Annotated in this window: 17 protein-coding genes, 1 tRNA gene and 1 pseudogene; 14 read left to right on the forward strand and 5 right to left on the reverse strand. The window is 57.3% G+C overall.

Annotated elements, in window-relative coordinates:
• Positions 1 to 99: 99 nt before the first annotated feature.
• A complete protein-coding gene (locus PI739_RS02790) occupies positions 100 to 2184 on the forward strand; it encodes a calcium-binding protein (RefSeq protein WP_054080768.1) in 2085 nt (694 codons plus the stop codon).
• A 355-nt stretch (positions 2185 to 2539) separates the two neighbouring features.
• Here the strand turns inward: PI739_RS02790 and PI739_RS02795 are convergent.
• Positions 2540 to 2632 (reverse strand): annotated as a pseudogene (locus tag PI739_RS02795) (ATPase, T2SS/T4P/T4SS family); the annotation flags it as partial.
• A 358-nt stretch (positions 2633 to 2990) separates the two neighbouring features.
• Between PI739_RS02795 and PI739_RS02800 the strand changes: the two are divergent.
• The 3 genes from PI739_RS02800 (at position 2991) to PI739_RS02810 (ending at position 5338) form a co-directional block, all read left to right on the forward strand.
• Complete coding sequence (locus tag PI739_RS02800) at positions 2991 to 3257, forward strand: cupin domain-containing protein (protein WP_003351897.1); 267 nt, start codon at positions 2991 to 2993, stop codon at positions 3255 to 3257.
• Between the two features lie 54 nt (positions 3258 to 3311).
• Entirely contained in the window at positions 3312 to 3893 is a 582-nt protein-coding gene (locus PI739_RS02805) for a DedA family protein (RefSeq protein ID WP_054080769.1), read from the forward strand.
• Positions 3894 to 4012: 119 nt separating this feature from the next.
• Positions 4013 to 5338, forward strand: a complete 1326-nt coding sequence (locus tag PI739_RS02810) for a hypothetical protein (RefSeq protein WP_054080770.1) — start codon at positions 4013 to 4015, stop codon at positions 5336 to 5338.
• Between the two features lie 70 nt (positions 5339 to 5408).
• On the opposite strand, the gene PI739_RS02815 is transcribed toward PI739_RS02810, so the two are convergent.
• Positions 5409 to 6263: an oxidoreductase gene (locus PI739_RS02815; RefSeq protein WP_054080771.1), complete on the reverse strand. Its 855-nt coding sequence runs from the start codon at positions 6261 to 6263 to the stop codon at positions 5409 to 5411.
• 324 nt (positions 6264 to 6587) lie between these two features.
• Here PI739_RS02815 and nadA point away from each other — a divergent pair, with 324 nt between their 5' ends.
• Entirely contained in the window at positions 6588 to 7646 is a 1059-nt protein-coding gene (nadA, locus tag PI739_RS02820; RefSeq protein ID WP_024639930.1) for a quinolinate synthase NadA, read from the forward strand.
• A 76-nt stretch (positions 7647 to 7722) separates the two neighbouring features.
• On the opposite strand, the gene PI739_RS02825 is transcribed toward nadA, so the two are convergent.
• Positions 7723 to 9156, reverse strand: a complete 1434-nt coding sequence (locus PI739_RS02825) for a M48 family metalloprotease (protein WP_003368258.1) — start codon at positions 9154 to 9156, stop codon at positions 7723 to 7725.
• 140 nt (positions 9157 to 9296) lie between these two features.
• Between PI739_RS02825 and PI739_RS02830 the strand changes: the two genes are divergently transcribed.
• Positions 9297 to 9548 (forward strand): sulfurtransferase TusA family protein, encoded by a 252-nt coding sequence (locus tag PI739_RS02830; RefSeq protein WP_003368260.1) that lies wholly within the window; start codon positions 9297 to 9299, stop codon positions 9546 to 9548.
• A 35-nt stretch (positions 9549 to 9583) separates the two neighbouring features.
• Positions 9584 to 10654, forward strand: coding sequence for an AI-2E family transporter (locus PI739_RS02835; protein ID WP_011267087.1), 1071 nt, complete (start codon positions 9584 to 9586; stop codon positions 10652 to 10654).
• Positions 10655 to 10720: 66 nt separating this feature from the next.
• Here PI739_RS02835 and PI739_RS02840 read toward each other — a convergent pair whose 3' ends face one another.
• Positions 10721 to 11194 (reverse strand): peroxiredoxin, encoded by a 474-nt coding sequence (locus PI739_RS02840; protein ID WP_003317382.1) that lies wholly within the window; start codon positions 11192 to 11194, stop codon positions 10721 to 10723.
• A 9-nt stretch (positions 11195 to 11203) separates the two neighbouring features.
• Positions 11204 to 11767 carry a glycine cleavage system transcriptional repressor gene (locus PI739_RS02845; protein WP_003368263.1) on the reverse strand — a complete coding sequence of 188 codons (564 nt, stop codon included), beginning with the start codon at positions 11765 to 11767 and terminating at the stop codon, positions 11204 to 11206.
• A gap of 325 nt (positions 11768 to 12092) precedes the next feature.
• On the opposite strand from PI739_RS02845, the gene dapA reads away from it, so the two are divergent.
• The 7 genes from dapA to PI739_RS02880 all read left to right on the forward strand — a co-directional run bounded on the left by dapA (position 12093) and on the right by PI739_RS02880 (position 17839).
• A complete protein-coding gene (dapA, locus tag PI739_RS02850; protein ID WP_003368265.1) occupies positions 12093 to 12971 on the forward strand; it encodes a 4-hydroxy-tetrahydrodipicolinate synthase in 879 nt (292 codons plus the stop codon).
• A gap of 18 nt (positions 12972 to 12989) precedes the next feature.
• A complete protein-coding gene (gene bamC / locus PI739_RS02855; protein ID WP_003368268.1) occupies positions 12990 to 14108 on the forward strand; it encodes an NlpB/DapX family lipoprotein in 1119 nt (372 codons plus the stop codon).
• Complete coding sequence (locus PI739_RS02860) at positions 14109 to 14867, forward strand: MBL fold metallo-hydrolase (RefSeq protein WP_003430848.1); 759 nt, start codon at positions 14109 to 14111, stop codon at positions 14865 to 14867. It begins immediately after the preceding gene.
• A gap of 28 nt (positions 14868 to 14895) precedes the next feature.
• Complete coding sequence (purC, locus tag PI739_RS02865; protein ID WP_003430849.1) at positions 14896 to 15606, forward strand: phosphoribosylaminoimidazolesuccinocarboxamide synthase; 711 nt, start codon at positions 14896 to 14898, stop codon at positions 15604 to 15606.
• 91 nt (positions 15607 to 15697) lie between these two features.
• Positions 15698 to 15787: transfer RNA gene (locus PI739_RS02870), tRNA-Ser, on the forward strand.
• Between the two features lie 254 nt (positions 15788 to 16041).
• On the forward strand, positions 16042 to 17265 hold the full coding sequence (locus PI739_RS02875; protein WP_271351461.1) for a hypothetical protein: 1224 nt from the start codon (positions 16042 to 16044) through the stop codon (positions 17263 to 17265).
• Between the two features lies 1 nt (position 17266).
• A complete protein-coding gene (locus PI739_RS02880; RefSeq protein ID WP_271351462.1) occupies positions 17267 to 17839 on the forward strand; it encodes a hypothetical protein in 573 nt (190 codons plus the stop codon).
• Positions 17840 to 17861: the final 22 nt, after the last annotated feature.

Consider the following 17861-nt stretch of genomic DNA (forward strand, 5'->3'; position numbering starts at 1 on the left):
AAACCGTTCGCATTTATTCATCTTGCCAAGGTCAGATCCACAGGATCCGTGCAAGCCCCTTCCCAATCCGTTCGGGTTCCATGCCTAAAGGACAATGTCATGGCGTCAATCGATAGCAAGGCCACCATCAACTACACCGTGCGAACAGGCCCGGGAACAGTGCAGGTCGACCCATCCTCGGGTGGCGATTCAAACTGGAGCATCATCCTTCAGCCTGACGGCAAAATCCTTGTCGGTGGCGAAAGCTTCCAGACTGCCATTGGCTATCCTGGCTCGCCGGGCGATGAAAGCTATGGTACGCGCGGCAGCTACACGGCGGTGCGCCTCAACGCTGACGGCAGCCTGGACAACAGCTTCGGCCAAGAGGGAATTGCCCTCGTGCCCGGCAACCTGGACCCGGAAGATTATGCTTACTACGTAATGTCGGTGCAGGCCGACGGTAAAGTGCTATCAGCACAGCCAGGGCTTGGCGGTTTGAAGGTAGAACGCTTCAACGTAGATGGCACTCTGGACACCACTTTCGGCAAAGGCGGCGCGGCTGGCCTTGATGTACCGATCGGCGCTGATGGAATGGCTATTTACGCCACAGCAGATGGCTCGGTGTACGTCAGCCTTCGCGGCACGTCCCAAGCGATCGTGTTCAAGCTGGACAGCACCGGGGCGCCGGTCGAGGATTTCGGTGCCAACGGCGCACTTCTCCTCAACCCGACGGGGCATTACGGCACCGGTAATATCGCCACCGTTGTGCAGACCGACGGCAGCTTATTGCTCGGCAGTTGGCTGTATGTGGGCGCCGACGGCCCCCACGACCCGGGCGGTCCGGTTTATGCCGTTCAGCGACTTGCAACCGACGGCAACCTGGATACCGCGTTCGGTGTGGACGGTGTGGTGTATTTTGATACTGCGCTGGGGCTGGACTACCGGGCTGCGATAACCGTGCAAGCCGATGGCAAGATCATCGTGGCCGGCGAGAGTAACGACAATAACGCCTTCAACGTACTGCGGCTGAATGCGGATGGCTCGTTCGACACCTCCTTTAGTGACGATGGCAAGCTGACGATCCAGGTGCCCCAAGGCGCGAAGAACTATGCCCACTCGGCAATCGTTCAGCCGGATGGCAAAATCCTTATCGCCGGCGACGTGATCACCCGACTGAACGCCGATGGCAGCTTGGACACCACCTTCGGCAGCCAGGACGGCCAATACCACGTGGACGGATCCAGCCAGGCCAACCACCTGATTGGCAACGACACAGCCGAGATTATCCGTGGCCTGGGCGGAGACGATGTGCTGCAAGGCGCGGGTGGCCGTGACGTGCTGGCAGGCGGGACGGGCTCAGATATTTTCCGCTTCACCCAGATCAGCGACAGCTACCGTACCGCTACCGAAACAGGCAGCGACCGGATTCTGGACTTCGACGCCTCTCAGGACCGTGTCGATCTGATTTCGTTGGGCTTTACCGGCATTGGCGATGGCCATAACGGCACGCTGGCCATCCAGGCCAACGCTGAGGGCACGCGCACATACCTGAAAAGCTTCGATGCCGACGCCAACGGACAGCGCTTCGAACTGGCGTTCGAAGGCAACCTGACGGGGCAGTTTAACAGCACCAACCTGGTGTTCACGGCCCCCACCGTCGAAGGAACGGCTGGCAAGGACGTAATCACGGGAAGCGCAATGTCGGAAGTCATCTATGGCCTGGCCGGCAACGACCGTATCGACGGCGGCAGAGGCTCGGATGTGATCATCGGAGGCGCGGGCGCCGACTTGCTGATCGGCGGCGACGACCCGAACCTTTCGGTCTCTGGCCGTAATGGCATCAATGACGCTGACGTATTCCGCTACACGGCAGCCACTGACAGCTACCGCACGGACAGCCAGAGTTTCGTGGACCTGATTGTCCGGTTCGCAAACAACAACGACAAGATAGATGTGTCGGCGCTGGGTTACACAGGGTTCGGTGACGGTACCGGCACTACACTGAAGATGGCCTATAATGCGGATCTGGACCGCACCTACCTCAAGGATGTGGAACCTGACGCTCAGGGCCATCGGTTTGAGATTGCCCTCACCGACGACTGGACCCAGGATCTGGGCAACAACGATATGATCTTTGCGCCAACCGCGCAGGTGTCGCTGGTGGGTGTGGCTAGCGCGTTCACCCAATCACCAGATATGGTGTAGCTGGGCAGAACATTGATGGGGTTCTGAGCAGTGGTGAGGGTGGCTGGCGCGCCTTTGGGCTTGCTGGCTGCCGTTATCCAGGACGACGCTATTCTGGACAACAGCCACTTCACGAACTCATAAAAGTCGTTCTAATGCCCGCCACGGCCTGATGTCGATCCAAGGGTTGCTCAGCACGAGGATTCGATATTCGCATTCACCAAAATCACGGATCCCATTTATGAGATCTCGATTTTCTTTCAGCTCATCCTTTCTGATTATGTTGTCGCTGACAGGATGCGCAGCCAGTATGGATCCTCAAAAGCGCGATCAGCTTGGAGAAAGCGCGCTTTACGGCAGTTGGCGTGCTGCAGGTGTCTTCCGGAAATCCCAACTGGTCGAACTGACGCACCTGCGCATTTGATCTGCGCAGTACGAACACATCCTGGCCGAAGGCATCGGGTAGCCGATCCTCGACCTCAGATTCATCGTCGTAAGAGATGTCATTAGTCAGTGCCTCAACGAGCCGGATACGAAGCGAGCCTAGGCAACTGAGTCGGTAAGCGGTCACATGCCCCCTTGATTGTCAGACCACCGGCCTTTCACCAGCGGAAGTCGGGGCTTGCGTGTGCGCTTTTCGGGAACTCCCTGCCACCAGGCGATGGTCTCCAATGTGCTCGGCAGGCAGGGCCGGAAGCGCTGGCAAACTTATTGAATGTTGCTCCCTCAAGGTGATCTATAACGCTGTGATTAATTGTCCCGGCGCCGCCATTCCAGCCGTCGATCAGGTTCGCTACTCCATCCAAAAGATTCAGGAAAAGTGAAAAATGGAAAAAGAGGCTTTTTTGCAACTGCTGGCTGCCGAAGGGTTTGGAACCGTTGTTGAAGTTGAGCGCGAAGCGTTTGGAACGCTGAACTCGCATGCCCACAACTTTGAGGCGATGGCGCTGGTTCTGCACGGTAGCCTCGTCATCCATAAATCTGATGGTGATTTCACCTACAACTCAGGAGATATTTTTCACCTGGAATGTAACGAGCCCCATTCGGAAGTGTTTGGTGAGCATGGCGTACGGTACCTCGTGGGAAGAAAGTGACGACGCTGGCCTTTCAGCCTGGATTCAAGTGATGTCAGACGTACAGGAAAGACCATGTTCGAACATCTCGACCTCAACGCGCTGATCGCCGCCTACGGCTATTGGGTCATCTTCCTGGGCTGCCTGTTGGAAGGTGAAACAGTGTTGATCCTTGGCGGTATCGCTGCGCATCAGGGCACTTTGCAATTGCTGCAAGTAATCGGCTTGGCCACGTTGGGCGGTATGCTCGGCGATCAGTTGTTATTCTGGACCGGACGTTATTCCGGGGAGCGCCTGCTGCCCAGACTCAAGCGTCACCAGTCTGCCATTAGGCGGGTCGAGGGGCTCATCCAGCGCTACCCCACGACCTCGGTATTCGCTGTTCGCTTTCTCTACGGCATGCGCCTGGTAGGGCCCATGGTAATAGGTGCAAGTGGCCTGTCGCCTTGGCGTTTCGCGCTTATCAATGTGCTGAGTGCGGCAGTCTGGGCAACCCTGTTCGTCTGCGCCGGCTATTGGGCCGGAGAGGCGTTACAGCATTTACTTGGTGACCTGAAGCCGTATCGCCTGCCAATCTTCCTTTCGGTGGTAGCACTGGTGACTCTCGCGGCGTTGGTGCGGTATATGCGTCGCCGATCCAAGACAACGCATGATTGAGGTGGCGGTGGAGTCGGCGTAACGGCAAGACGCCCTTCAGTGACGGACAGAGACCTGTCTGTATTGGAACCGCTGTCTGCGTCGGGTCCACCAAGGGGTTTTAGGCCATGAGACCCGCCATGAACCCCATTCGTAATTCTCCGTCTTTCATCCCGCCCGCTCATTCGCCGGCAACTCAAGCGCCATCGCCTGGCACTGCGCTGCATGCTGCAGTGGTCAGTCGCGACAGCAAGGCCGTAGCGCAGCTGCGCAATGAGGGCGCGCGCGCCAATAAACTGGATGCACAAGGGCACTCGCCTCTGGACGTCCTCGACACTATGCGTGATATCGACGAGCGCAGCCGTTCCAGTCTGCGCATGGCATTACTGCAGTCACTCAATCCGACTGCGCAACTGGGCTATACCAAGCCCGAGGCTCTGCACGGAACGCCCTGGGGCCTGGAAATCCTGCAGTCGGGAGCGCTCAGGGGCGGTGTCAATGATGCAAAGGGTGGAACCCAGTCTCTTGAAGGCAAGGTGTTTTTCTCTGATCGAACGCGGGAGAGTGCGAGCGCTGAAACCACTCGTGCAGACTTGCGCAGCAAGCCCAGAGTCTATGCGAGAGGTGAGGGGATGCATCCCAGCAATGCTTACTCGCGCGCTCAGCAACACCGAATGGCGCAAGTGATCCTGCATGCGCTGGACAACGGCAGATCGCTCTCCACCAATGAACTCGCGCCATCGATCGAAGTGAGCAGCCCAGAGACGCTGCATATCGAAGGTGCTGCGTGGCTGCAACGTTTACTGCATGGCGGGTACATCAATAAATTAGGCGGGCTCCCATTCATCAATGCCCCACTGGGCGAGCATCTGGACTCACTGAGGTTACCTGGCTCGATTGAGTTGAGAGTCGATGGGCAGGTAAAGAAGTTACAGGGTGAAGAGCTGAATCGCTTTTATCATCAGGCGGCGAGTGAACTGCAGCGTTCTCTGGAAAATGGCAAGGCCCCTTACCTGGGTTTGTTGAACAAGGGAGCCATTGTTCCACTGGTGTTCGGTTTCGAGAAAATCAACAACCTGTCTACGCATGAAATCAAATTACGCTCGAAAACCACACAGCACTCCTATCAGGATACCGAGCACCCACTTGCCGGAAGTCCGGAGAATGGTGGGAAGCTGAAAGAAGTGGAGGTGCGTAGCCTGGGTGATTTCGCCACATTGTGCCTGGGGTGCGCGGTCAAGGGCTTTGAATTGCCTACCGACATAGTCGTGCGTGTTAAAGGCCAAAAAAGCCAAAAAGCTCAGTATCTGGACGCGCAACAAATACAGGCATTTCGGCAAAACCTGGCAGCTCAAGTGGCCGAGCAGGCAAAGGGGAAGCCTCTGGGAGCGCTCCCTTTGCATCAGTTGCAGGAGATCAATTCTCGACTGCGGGCTGGCGATTTAAGTGACTGGACCAACGTTTGAGAATGGGTGGGCGATGCGTGCCTGACAGCATTCATCGTCCCTGCCTGGCAGCTGTGCAGTGCTCAGCACCTCACTCTTTCGGAAAGTCCGCGCCGATGCTGATGTCGTGAACCTGCTCGATCTGCTTCAAGCGTGCCTGACGATCAGCCACCACGGCGTCATATCCCCAGCTGCCCAATACAAGATGACGCGGCGCATCGGCTTTTTGGGTCAGGGCGACCATCGCCTCTGCGGCGCGTACCGGGTCCCCGGCCTGATTGCCACTCGATTGTCTGGTCGACTCCAGACGCTTGGTGGCAGTGTCCTTGTAGTCGTCGATGCGCGATGGCGTCTGGCGCAATGAGCGTCCTGCCCAGTCGGTGCGAAACGGCCCCGGCTCTACGCACGTGACGGAAATCCCCAATGGCTTGACCTCCGCGAGCAGCGCGTCGGAAAAACCTTCGACGGCGTGCTTGGAGGCTGCGTAGTAGCCCGATCCCGGAAAGCCGATAAGGCCGGCAACCGAAGTGATATTGATGATGTGGCCGCTGCGTTGTTCGCGCATGATCGGCAGCACGGCGCGGGTGACGGCGAACAGACCAAACACGTTGGCATCGAACTGGGCACGGATTTCAGCATCCTCGCCTTCTTCGATCGAGCTCTGATAACCGTAACCCGCATTGTTGACCAGTACGTCGATTCTGCCGAACTGCTCCTTTGCGGCAGCCACTGCGGCTTCTATCTGGTCTGCCTTGCCGACGTCGAGGTCGACCACCAGTACCTGGCCTTCCGCGCCCTCGGCCAAGTCTGCGACTCGCGACTTGTCCCTGGCCGTTGCCACGAGGCGCCAGCCGCGAGCGATGACAAGTTTGGCCAGTTCGCGGCCGAAGCCGGTGGAACAGCCGGTGATGAACCACACCGGGGTATTGGTCGATTCGCTTGCCATGTCATTTTCTCCGTCACAAGGGGGCTAATGGCTGTGACAGGGCATAACGTGCGTCGTTTCATTGAGTCGCCGGTCGGAATCACGCCTAGGCAAGCGGGTCTTCAGGAACGCTTCTCATCGCTGCCTGATGAGCCAGAAACAGCTGTTAAATCAGTTTTTTGGCGCTAGAATCGGCGCGCCTCAAGAGAAGTCTGGCCGATATCCACCGGGTATCAGCCATAAGCCTTTGTACAGATGGCGCAGCCTCTGTCAGGCTTTTTTTATTGCCTGTATTTCGGGTGTAAACTTGCCTTTCGCGCACTGGCGCTTTCAGGTCCCGTGAACATGACACAGATCTCCGAACGTTTCCTGGTGCAGGCGCATCTTGATGCCAAACAGCCCAGGACGTTGAGCCCGGCAGAGCAGGCGCGTTACCGTGCCGACATTGCTGAGGAACTCAAGAAGCAGGACGCCGTGCTGGTCGCTCACTATTACTGTGATCCGGTTATCCAGGCGCTGGCCGAGGAAACCGGTGGCTGCGTGGCCGACTCTCTGGAAATGGCGCGCTTCAGCAATAACCACGCGGCCAGTACTGTGCTGGTGGCGGGTGTACGTTTCATGGGCGAAACCGCGAAGATCCTCAACCCGGAAAAACGCGTGTTCATGCCGACGCTCGAGGCCACCTGCTCGCTCGATGTGGGGTGCCCGGTCGACGAGTTTTCCGCTTTTTGCGACCAGCATCCGGAGCGTACGGTGGTGGTGTATGCCAACACCTCGGCAGCGGTCAAAGCCCGTGCGGACTGGGTAGTGACCTCAGGCTGTGCGCTGGAGATCGTCGAGAGTCTGATGGACAACGGTGAGAAAATCATCTGGGCGCCAGACAAGCACCTGGGCCGCTACATTCAGCGTGAAACCGGTGCCGACATGCTGTTGTGGGACGGTGCCTGCATCGTCCACGAAGAGTTCAAATCCAAGCAGCTCGAAGACATGAAAGCCTTGTACCCCGAGGCTGCGATTCTGGTTCACCCGGAGTCGCCGGAAGCGGTCATCGAGCTGGCTGACGTGGTCGGCTCCACCAGCCAGATGATTGCTGCAGCGCAACGCTTGCCCAACAAGACGTTCATCGTCGCCACTGACCGCGGCATCTTCTACAAGATGCAGCAGCTGTGTCCGGACAAGATCTTTATCGAGGCGCCTACGGCCGGTAACGGCGCGGCGTGCCGGAGTTGCGCACATTGCCCGTGGATGGCGATGAATACGCTTGAGCGCACCTTGCAGTGCCTTCGTGAGGGCAGCAACGAGATATTTGTCGACCCGGCGCTGATCCCCAATGCCGTGCGCCCATTGCAACGCATGCTGGACTTCACTCAGGCAGCGCGCTTGCGACAGGCAGGCAACGCCTGACCGCTGTGATGAAAAAGCCCGACTGAAGCGTCGGGCTTTTCATTTGTGGTCGTATCGGGCGCCTTGCGCCGGACGATCAGTTCATCATGTCCTTGACCATCCGCTCCTGCTCGATCAGATCCTTTTGCCGCGCATCGATCCGTGATGCCAGCTGAAAATTATTGGCCGCACGGCGTTTGGCGAAGTCCAGCTGCTGGATCGCCTGACGGAAATCACCGACCAGCGCAAAGTACTCGGCGCGCGCCTGATGCAGTCCGATGGTGTTGCCATTCAGGCCACGGGTTTCCGCCACGACGTACCAGATGTCCGGATCGTCCGGGCGGGTCTTGAGCAGGGCTTCAAGGCTTTTCTCGGCTTCGGCCGTCCGGTTCTGCTTGAGCAGCACGTCGATACGCACGTCGTTGAGCGGATAATTGCCGGGGTACAGCGTCAGCATGCGATCGACACGCTGCTGCGCATCGGCCAGCCGGTTATTGGTGATGTCCAGGTCGATCTGCGTCAGGTTGTAGGTAATGTCGTTCGGCGCTTTTTCGAGCAATGGCTTGAGGGTTTCCCTGGCCTCGTTCAACTGTCCGCCCTTGATCTGTGCGATGGCCAGGCCATAGCGCGCCGGATCGGATTTCGGGTTTTCAACCAGTTGCGCACGGAAGCGCTTGGCGGCGATGCCAGGCGTTTCTTCATAGATCAGTGCCACGCGGGCGCGCATCAGTTGATACAGCACGCTGTCTTCCTTACCGCCCGGTTTGGCCTGTTCGGCACGGTTGCGTGTGTCGGCGATCCGCGATTCGCTGACCGGGTGAGTCAGCAGAAACTCCGGAGGTCTGGCGTCGAATCGATATTGGCGCATGAGGCGCTCGAACATGGTCGGCATGTTACGCGGGTCATAACCGGCCTTCTCCAGGTTGAGAATGCCGATGCGGTCGGCCTCCTGCTCGTTCTGGCGTGAAAAGCGCCGTTGCTCCTGGATCGCGGCGGCCTGTGAGCCGGCGATGGTGGCGATACCCGCATCACCGGCGCCTGCGGCTGCCATGACGATACCTGCCAGCATCGCGGCCATGACTGGCACCTGCATGCGTTGCTGGGCTTCTATGCCTCTGGCGAAGTGGCGCTGCGACAAGTGAGCCAGCTCGTGAGCCAATACCGAAGCGTACTCGCCCTCGGTCTGAGCATTGAGAAACAGACCGCCGTTGACGCCGATGATCCCGCCGGGTGCGGCAAAGGCGTTGAGTTGCGGGCTGTTGATCAGGATGAATTCAAGCCGCCGGTCCTGAACCTGACTGGTCTCGGCAAGGCTGTAGACCGAGGTTTCGACGTAGTCCTTGAGTTGCGGGTCCGACAGCTGCGCCACCTGGCCGCGCAGCAACCCCAGCCACGCACGGCCCAGACGGTGCTCCTGTTCGGGAGAGACAATCGAGGAGCTGGCGTCACCCAGTGAGGGGAGGTCATCCGCCATGCCGTGTGTAGCGAACAGGCAGGCGAGAGTGAGCAGTGTAGGACGCAAAAAATTCATGCATGAAGCTCTGGTCAGAAGAACCTGTACTGTAGCTGGCTCAATGGCGTGCTGACCAGAGTGAGGTATTCTTGCCGCCTTGTTCGTGCTGCCTTTTCGGCCCCGCTTTGTAATTCGATGTGTCCGCCTGGAGAGAAACGATGTCTGACGCTGTAGTGCGCCCCGAGGCCTGTGATGCCGAACTGGATGCCAGTGGTCTCAACTGTCCGCTGCCCCTGCTGAAAGCCAAGATGGAGCTCAACCGCCTGGCCAGCGGTGCGGTGCTTAAAGTCATTGCCACCGATGCCGGTTCGCAGCGCGATTTTCGAACCTTTGCCAGGCTTGCCGGGCATGAGTTGCTGTATGAAGAGGTCGATGCTGGCATTTATCGTTACTGGCTGCGCAAGGCCTGATCCATTGCTGCGGTTTTTTTCGAAAAGGATGTTTGATGTTCAATGTGCTTCGCAATTGGGTGCAACGCTATTTCTCTGACGAGGAAGCGGTGGTCCTGGCAGTTTTGCTGTTTCTGGCGTTCACCCTTGTCCTGACGCTGGGCGGCATGCTGGCGCCGGTTCTCGCCGGTCTGGTGCTGGCGTTTCTGATGCATGGTCTGGTCAGCGCTCTGGAACGCCTGCGCATGCCTGAAATGGCCGCCGTCGGTCTGGTATTCACCCTGTTCATCGGCGTATTGCTGGTGTTCCTGCTGGTGTTGGTGCCTCTGCTCTGGCATCAGTTGATCACCTTGTTCAACGAAGCACCGGGCATGCTTGCCAAGTGGCAGTCGGTACTGCTGTTGCTGCCCGAGCGTTATCCGCATCTGGTGTCCGACGAGCAAGTGCTGCTGGCCATTGAAGTCGCCCGTGGTGAAGTGGGCAAGATCGGTCAGTTGGCGCTGACGTTCTCGATCTCCAGTCTGCCTCTGCTGGTCAACCTGATGATCTATCTGGTGCTGGTACCGATTCTGGTGTTCTTCTTCCTCAAGGATCGGCACATGATCGGCCGCTGGGCGCGTGGTTATCTGCCCCGTGAGCGTGCCTTGATCAACCGGGTGGCGGATGAGATGAAGCGCCAGATTGCCAATTACATTCGCGGCAAGGTCATCGAGATTTTCATCTGTGGTGGCGTGACCTACATCGCTTTCGCCGCGCTCGGGCTCAATTACGCGGCGCTGCTGGCAATGCTGGTCGGCATATCGGTGGTCGTGCCTTATGTCGGCGCAGTGGTGGTCACCGTGCCGGTGGCGTTGATCGGTCTGTTTCAGTGGGGTTGGGGTGATCAGTTCATCTACCTGATGATCGCTCACGGGATCATTCAGGCGCTGGATGGCAACGTGCTGGTGCCTCTGTTGTTTTCCGAGGCCGTCAATCTGCACCCGGTCGCAATCATATGCGCCGTGCTGTTGTTCGGTGGGCTGTGGGGGTTCTGGGGGATCTTCTTTGCGATTCCGCTGGCCACGCTGTTCAAGGCCGTGCTCGACGCCTGGCCACGCAATGAGCCGACGGTAGCCCCGTTGCTTTGACGCGATCATTGCGACAGAAGGACTGAATCGCTGCGGCACCTTGCGCGCCGCAGCGGGGCATGCTGATCAGCCTTTGTTCAGGGCTTCTGCCTGCGCCAATACTTCAGCCACATGGCCCGGCACTTTCACACCGCGCCATTCCTGACGCAGTACGCCTTCCTTGTCGATCAGGAATGTGCTGCGGTCGACGCCCAGGTATTCCTTGCCGTAGAGCTTCTTGAGCTTGATGACGTCGAACAGTTGGCAGACGGCTTCGTCCTTGTCCGAAATCAGCTCGAACGGGAAAGACTGCTTGGCCTTGAAGTTTTCGTGGGTCTTCAGGCTGTCCCGGGAAACACCGAGCACAACCGTGTTGGCTGCCTGAAACTGCGCGATATGGTCACGAAAGTCCTGGCCCTGCGTGGTGCAGCCGGGCGTGTTGTCTTTCGGGTAAAAATAAATCACGACCTGCTGACCCTTGAGCGCAGACAGCTCGACAGTCTGTCCGCTGGTAGCGGGTGCCTGAAAATCGGGAACCGGATGATCTACTGTGACAGTCATGAGGACTCCTTACATTGGGGCTTGTGGGCGCCAGGGTTCGATCAGTGCGTCCAGATTCAACGCGTCGGCGAAATCGAGGAATTGATCGCGCAGCCAGCTGATCTGCGTCCCGGCAGGCAGTGTCACCGTGAACGTGGCGTTGAGCATGGTGCCGCCGGTCTGCGGAGCCTGATAGGTGTCGCAGATCAGGTTCTCCAGCTCGACGTTGTGGTCAATAAAGAACTGGCACAGCTCATTGATGATGTCCGGGCGGTACGCCGAGCTGACGTAGGCCACGTAGGGCAGGGCTTCCGGACGGTTCTCCAGCGTGGCGCTGCGCACGACGCTGGTCGTGAACGCATGCTTCTTGGAGAGACTCGCCAGGCCGGTTTCAAGGCGCGCCAGAGCGTCCCAGCTGCCCGACACCTGAAGAATCAGCGCACTGCACTCGCCGTGGCGGGTGAGGCGCGAGGTGACGACCGAGCAGCGGTTTTCATGGCTGGCGCGGCACAGGACGTTGGTCAGCTCCATGGGGTTTGCGCCAAGGGCACTGATGACAAGGAATTGTTCGCGAACTGTGGGGGTGGACGACATGCAGCATTCCTAGACGATGAGCGGTCGGTACTTTTTCGGACTTGCGGGGCTGTTTCGACAATCGATGGCGCAAGATAACTTGCCGGGTCCCTCGGCGCCCGGCCTGCATGGATATACCATGACTGGGCTGGAGTGCGCTGGGGCAGGGCTTCTGGCGACAAATTCGACCGATTGAGCGAGGTGCGCAGGTGACCAGTACCGATCAAAGGACGAAGGGTAGCGAAAACCATCGCTCAGGGGAATGCTCAGAGCGCGGTACTTCGCTTGTACAAGGCTGATAGCGCCAGTACCATTACGGCTCTCTTTTTCCGGCAGGAGCGGTTGCATGATTGCGGGCAGTATGGTGGCACTGGTCACACCAATGGATGCACAAGGTCGTCTGGACTGGGACAGCCTGAGCAAACTGGTTGACTTCCACTTGCAAGAGGGCACCAACGCCATTGTTGCCGTAGGCACCACCGGTGAATCGGCGACGCTGGATGTGAACGAACACATCGAAGTCATCCGCCGGGTGGTCACTCAGGTTGCAGGTCGCATTCCGGTCATCGCCGGTACAGGCGCCAATTCGACGCGTGAAGCCGTCGAACTGACCACCAACGCCAAAAATGCGGGTGCCGACGCGTGCCTGCTGGTGACGCCTTACTACAACAAGCCGACTCAGGAAGGCCTGTTCCAGCATTTCAGCCACATCGCCAATGCCGTCGACATCCCGCAGATCCTCTACAACGTGCCGGGCCGTACGGCCTGCGACATGCTGCCAGAGACCGTTGCGCGTCTGTCGACGGTAAAAAACATCGTCGGCATCAAGGAAGCCACCGGCAACCTGCAACGCGCCAAGGACATCCTGGCCAGCGTCAGCAGCGATTTTCTGGTGTACTCCGGCGACGACGCTACAGCAGTCGAGTTGATGCTGCTGGGTGGCAAGGGCAATATTTCCGTCACCGCCAACGTTGCACCGCGCGCCATGAGCGATCTGTGCGCAGCGGCCATGCGTGGCGATGCGCAAACGGCCCGGGCGATTCACGAAAAGCTCATGCCGCTCAACAACACCCTGTTCATCGAATCCAACCCTATCCCCGTGAAGTGGGCCTTGCATGAAATGGGTTTGATGCCAGACGGTATCCGTCTGCCGCTTACCTGGCTCAGCGAAGCCTGTCATGAACCGCTGCGTCAGGCCATGCGCCAGTCCGGCGTCCTGGTTTAATTGAGGAAGTATCACGCAATGAAGCGATTGGCCGGACTTTCCGCACTTGCTCTTATTATCTCCAGCACCAGCGGTTGCGGTTGGCTCTGGGGCGAAGATGGTTACTTCCGTGATCGCGGCAGCGATTACCTCCAGGCGACCCAGACCCCGCCCATGCAGTTGCCCGCCGATGTTAGCGGCGTCAAACGCCTGGATCCTTTGCTGCCGATCCCGCGTAACGTGGCTGACAGCACCCAGAAAGACGGCGAGTACATCGTGCCGCGTCCTCAGCCGCTGGGCACGACTTCCGAGTCGAGCGACTTCAGCCTGCAGAAGAGTGGCGATGCGCGCTGGATCCTGGCTCAGCGCCAGCCTGCCGAAGTCTGGCCGGTGGCTCATCAGTATTTCGAAGACAACGGTTTCCGTATCGCCGAAGAGCGTCCGCAGACAGGCGAGTTCAGCTCCTCGTGGCAGCGCCTCGATGAGTTGTCCGCTTCGGTGGCCAAGCGTCTGAGCGCCGCTGGCGTCGCCGCCGATGCAGAAACCCGCGTGCGGGTGCGTATCGAGCCGGGCGTGCAGCGCAATACCAGTGAAGTCTACGTGGTCAGCGTCGAGCGTCCTGCCGGCAGCACTGCCGACGTGGCCTTCCCGACGCGCACCACCAACCTGGGCCTCGATGCCGCACTGACCGACGATCTGCTGGCCAGCATGGGCCGCAACGCCGAGAAGGGCGGCTCTATTTCCCTGTTGGCGGCACGTGACTACGACACCCCGAGCCGTGTTGCCTTGAGCGAAGACGGCAGCGGCAACCCGGTATTGAACCTCGGTGCCGACCTGGACCGCGCATGGTCGAGTGTTGGCCGCGCCCTGGATCAGGGCGACTGGCGTGTCGAGGACATCAACCGCAGCCTGGGTCTGTACTACATCAACCTGGCTGAAAAGGCCAAAACGCCTGAAAACGAGCCTGGTTTCTTCGGCAGGATGTTTGGCAGCAAGTCGACCAAGGAAGAGATCGATGCCCGTGCCGAGCGCTATCAGGTCCGCCTGAGCAAGGTCGGTGACAACGTTCAAGTGACCGTCGAGAAGAACATCAACACCGTTGCGCCAGCGGATATCGCGCGCCGGGTGTTGAGCGTTATTCAAGACAACCTGGGTTAAGTGCGTTTCGCGGTTCTCGGCAGCGGTAGTCGTGGCAACGGCACGCTGGTCGCAAGCAACGATACGTACGTACTGGTCGATTGCGGTTTCTCCTTGCGGGAAACCGAGCGGCGCCTGGCTCGTCTGGGCGTCTCGGCAAGCCAGCTGAGCGCTATTCTGGTAACCCACGAACATGCCGATCACGTGCATGGCGTGGGTTTGCTGTCGCGGCGCTACAATGTGCCGGTCTACCTCAGCAACGGGACCTTGCGCGGAATGCGCAAGCCGGTGGAAATTGCCGGCCTCTTGGCAGGCGGGGAGAGTTTGCGGATCGGCGCACTGGACATCGACGTGGTGTCGGTCGCTCACGATGCGCTCGAGCCGACGCAGTTCGTCTTCAGTGACGGCAAGCGCCGCTTCGGCCTACTGACCGACCTTGGGTCTTACTGCTCCAACGTATTACAGCGTTATCAAGGCCTGGATGCCTTGATGATCGAGGCCAATCACTGTCGCGACATGCTTGCCCGAGGCCAGTATCCGGTCTTTCTCAAGCAGCGCGTGGGCTGTGAAACAGGTCATTTGAACAACCATCAGGCCGCCAGCCTGGTGAGCGAGCTGGGATGGCAGGACCTTCAGCACCTGGTGCTGGCGCATCTCAGCAGCAAGAACAACCTGCCGCATCTGGCCCGGCAATGTTTCGTCGACACCCTCGGGTGCGACCCGGACTGGCTGCAACTGGCCGATCAAGATTCAGGGCTCGACTGGCGACATATCGCCTAGCCCAACTACTTAGCAAGCGGAGCCCATCATGGAAAAACGTGAAGAACTCTACCGCGGCAAAGCCAAATCGGTTTACAAGACCGACGACGCTGACCGCTTGATCCTGCTGTTCCGCAACGACACCTCGGCGTTCGACGGCAAGCGCATCGAACAGCTGGACCGTAAAGGCATGGTGAACAACAAGTTCAACGCCTTCATCATGCAGAAGCTTGAAGAGGCGGGTATCCCCACCCAATTCGACAAGCTGCTGGGCGATAACGAGTGCCTGGTCAAGAAGCTCGACATGATCCCGGTCGAATGCGTCGTGCGTAACTACGCCGCTGGCAGCCTGGTCAAGCGCCTGGGCATCGAAGAGGGCACCAGGCTCAATCCGTACACCTTCGAACTGTTCCTCAAGGACGACGCCAAGGGCGACCCGTTCATCAACGAATCCCACGTTGTGGCGTTCGGCTGGGGTACCGCCGAGCAACTGGTTCGCATGAAAGAGCTGTCGATCAAGGTCAACGACGTGTTGACCAAGCTGTTTGACGACGCTGGCCTGCTGCTGGTCGACTTCAAACTCGAGTTCGGCGTATTCCACGGTGAAATCGTCCTTGGCGACGAATTCAGCCCTGACGGCTGCCGTCTCTGGGACAAGGACACCCGCAAGAAAATGGACAAGGACCGCTTCCGTCAGGGTCTGGGCGACGTTATCGAAGCTTATGAAGAAGTCGCAAACCGTCTGGGCGTGCCGCTGTAAGCGGAAAAAGCACGCAAGCGCTTGATAGCACGAAAAAAAACAGCAGAAGGGCTTCGCCTTCTGCGTTGATGCTGTTATGATGCGCGCCGTTGGAGAGATGCCAGAGTGGCCGAATGGGACGGATTCGAAATCCGTTGTACCTTCACCGGTACCTAGGGTTCGAATCCCTATCTCTCCGCCATTATTTGAAAAGCCCCGTAAGTCACTGATTAACGGGGCTTTTTTGTGTGCGCTGGCTTTTCGCTTTGCCCACTGTCTTTGCCCACTCTATTATTTGGAACGCCATCACCCTGCCGTGGCACCCTAACCGCTGCCAGACGACCACTTGGCTTGTGAGTCTAACGATCTAGTGAGTGCTGATATTTGAACGTAAAGGCTCATTGCCATTGTACAGCCGCCTGAGCTATCGTCCATAAATCGAAGGGAGGGAAGCAGATGGACTTGGATCGATTAAAGCTTGCATATCGGAATAGCACTACTAATATTTGGCTAGTTCGAGCTACGGGTGGGAAGTTTCTAGAACACTTCAGACAGAACGGTGTAGTTGCGATAGGGCATCTCGACGATATTTATGATCACCGGGACGCCGTTGACAGCAATATTCCGAGATTTGACGATATTCAGTCGATGCTGCTTCGTAAGTCGGAATATACAACGGTGGTGGAGGGAACTAAAAGATCAGCGAAAAAGTTAAATGGAAAGGGGACCAAGAAACTTAGACAGATTGCTAGCTTTAACGAGCGAATTAAAAAAGGCGATATCATAGTGTCGACCGATGGCGATGCTTTGGTTGTCGGTATATGCAATGGTCCAGCGTTCTTTGGCTCAGAGTCAGTCAGCATTGAAGTACCCGACAATGCTGATCCAGGATTCAGACCGCCTAAAATGTATCACCGGCTTCGGCGTGAGGTTATATGGGGTCCCCGGATAGCACGTCATAACTTGCCTAGTGCAATCAAAAAAACCTTGCAGGGTCAGCAAACAATCATTGATCTTCAGAGGCACTGGGATAAGTTCTACCATTTGATTTATCCATTCTTCGTCGATGAAAACTATCTTTATATTTCCAACAAGATTACTGGTTCAGGTGCAGTCAATAATCTTGCTATTGGCGGCTTGCTTCAGAATGTTTCTCTTATGCAACTCTTCGCACAGGAAATAGAAGATACAGGTACAATTGATCTTGATTCTATTGCTCGGCTTCTGAATTTCGAGCTGGGGCTCGGTGAGCTTTCTGCCACTACCAAAGCGGAATTCATGTCCCCGGGAGACTTGTGGAACCGAATTCCGCTTGAAGGGTTCGGGGACAAAGCTCAAGGCGCGATTTTGTGTGTGGCGCTGACTCTTATAATGGCCGGATATGCAAACGCGGACGAATTTGTCGCTGATTCATCTACTCCCGTTTTGCAGGCTGATGCAGTAAGTCCAGATGAGATGGTCCGGGATATTTTTCGGTCGCCAAAGAAGAAAGTTAACAAGCAGCAAAAGGCGGTGCGATCCGTTGAGCAAAATTCTGATGAGTTAGATGAGGCTAGTAAAAAACGCCACTCTAAGAAAATCAAAGGTTCGCTGGCATTAAATCTGCCTACCGTCGATACCCGATCTTTAGAAAATTTTGAATTCGGCATACCTGCGATCAAAGTCTTTGAGGACCGGTAGTATGTTTGCCAAATTTCTTGAGACGGTAAGTGCAACCTTCATGCTCACGGCTGCAGCATATGCCGCTGGAGTTGTACAGAGTAAAGAGCTTTTCAGAGAGCTAGGGGTCGAGCCTGAATTGGTGTCAATAGAAGTACAGAAGGCGCTTTATGATGGTGGCTTGCTGATTTTTGCTGAGTTGTCTCGGGACTTTTGGAAGCTGATCCCGTACTTCGCGGGGGTAGCGGCTTTATGTTTGATAGTGCTTCGCATACGACGTGTAAGGGAGTGGCTGACTACCCACGGTATTATAATTGTTCGATGTCTATCTATTTTTTTTTATGCCCTGTTTCTATGGGTGATTTACGATGTGTCGGTAAGTGCCTTTGCAAAAGGGCGAACTCTAGGTGCTGAGTTTGCGATCCATCTGAAGAAGGAATGCACGTCCACGACAGTTAAGTATGAGGGTGGTGCATCAGCCGGGCTTTGTGCAATCGGACGAACGTCAGATTTGCTCTGGTTTTACGATCCAAAATCGCATAACTCGGTCGCATTTGGGAAAGACAAAGTAATCAGGTTAACTACCGGAAATTGACTGTCGGCTTCCACGAACGAGA

The organism is Pseudomonas cerasi (assembly GCF_027983475.1).
GTDB classification, from domain to species: Bacteria; Pseudomonadota; Gammaproteobacteria; order Pseudomonadales; family Pseudomonadaceae; genus Aquipseudomonas; species Aquipseudomonas cerasi.

Bases quoted from the DNA above. Each gene is read 5' to 3' on its own strand.
- PI739_RS02790 (WP_054080768.1), top strand. From the start codon at position 100: ATGGCGTCAATCGATAGCAAGGCCACCATCAACTACACCGTGCGAACA.
- PI739_RS02800 (WP_003351897.1), top strand. From the start codon at position 2,991: ATGGAAAAAGAGGCTTTTTTGCAACTGCTGGCTGCCGAAGGGTTTGGA.
- PI739_RS02805 (WP_054080769.1), top strand. From the start codon at position 3,312: ATGTTCGAACATCTCGACCTCAACGCGCTGATCGCCGCCTACGGCTAT.
- PI739_RS02810 (WP_054080770.1), top strand. From the start codon at position 4,013: ATGAACCCCATTCGTAATTCTCCGTCTTTCATCCCGCCCGCTCATTCG.
- PI739_RS02815 (WP_054080771.1), bottom strand. From the start codon at position 6,263: ATGGCAAGCGAATCGACCAATACCCCGGTGTGGTTCATCACCGGCTGT.
- nadA (WP_024639930.1), top strand. From the start codon at position 6,588: ATGACACAGATCTCCGAACGTTTCCTGGTGCAGGCGCATCTTGATGCC.
- PI739_RS02825 (WP_003368258.1), bottom strand. From the start codon at position 9,156: ATGAATTTTTTGCGTCCTACACTGCTCACTCTCGCCTGCCTGTTCGCT.
- PI739_RS02830 (WP_003368260.1), top strand. From the start codon at position 9,297: ATGTCTGACGCTGTAGTGCGCCCCGAGGCCTGTGATGCCGAACTGGAT.
- PI739_RS02835 (WP_011267087.1), top strand. From the start codon at position 9,584: ATGTTCAATGTGCTTCGCAATTGGGTGCAACGCTATTTCTCTGACGAG.
- PI739_RS02840 (WP_003317382.1), bottom strand. From the start codon at position 11,194: ATGACTGTCACAGTAGATCATCCGGTTCCCGATTTTCAGGCACCCGCT.
- PI739_RS02845 (WP_003368263.1), bottom strand. From the start codon at position 11,767: ATGTCGTCCACCCCCACAGTTCGCGAACAATTCCTTGTCATCAGTGCC.
- dapA (WP_003368265.1), top strand. From the start codon at position 12,093: ATGATTGCGGGCAGTATGGTGGCACTGGTCACACCAATGGATGCACAA.
- bamC (WP_003368268.1), top strand. From the start codon at position 12,990: ATGAAGCGATTGGCCGGACTTTCCGCACTTGCTCTTATTATCTCCAGC.
- purC (WP_003430849.1), top strand. From the start codon at position 14,896: ATGGAAAAACGTGAAGAACTCTACCGCGGCAAAGCCAAATCGGTTTAC.
- PI739_RS02875 (WP_271351461.1), top strand. From the start codon at position 16,042: ATGGACTTGGATCGATTAAAGCTTGCATATCGGAATAGCACTACTAAT.
- PI739_RS02880 (WP_271351462.1), top strand. From the start codon at position 17,267: ATGTTTGCCAAATTTCTTGAGACGGTAAGTGCAACCTTCATGCTCACG.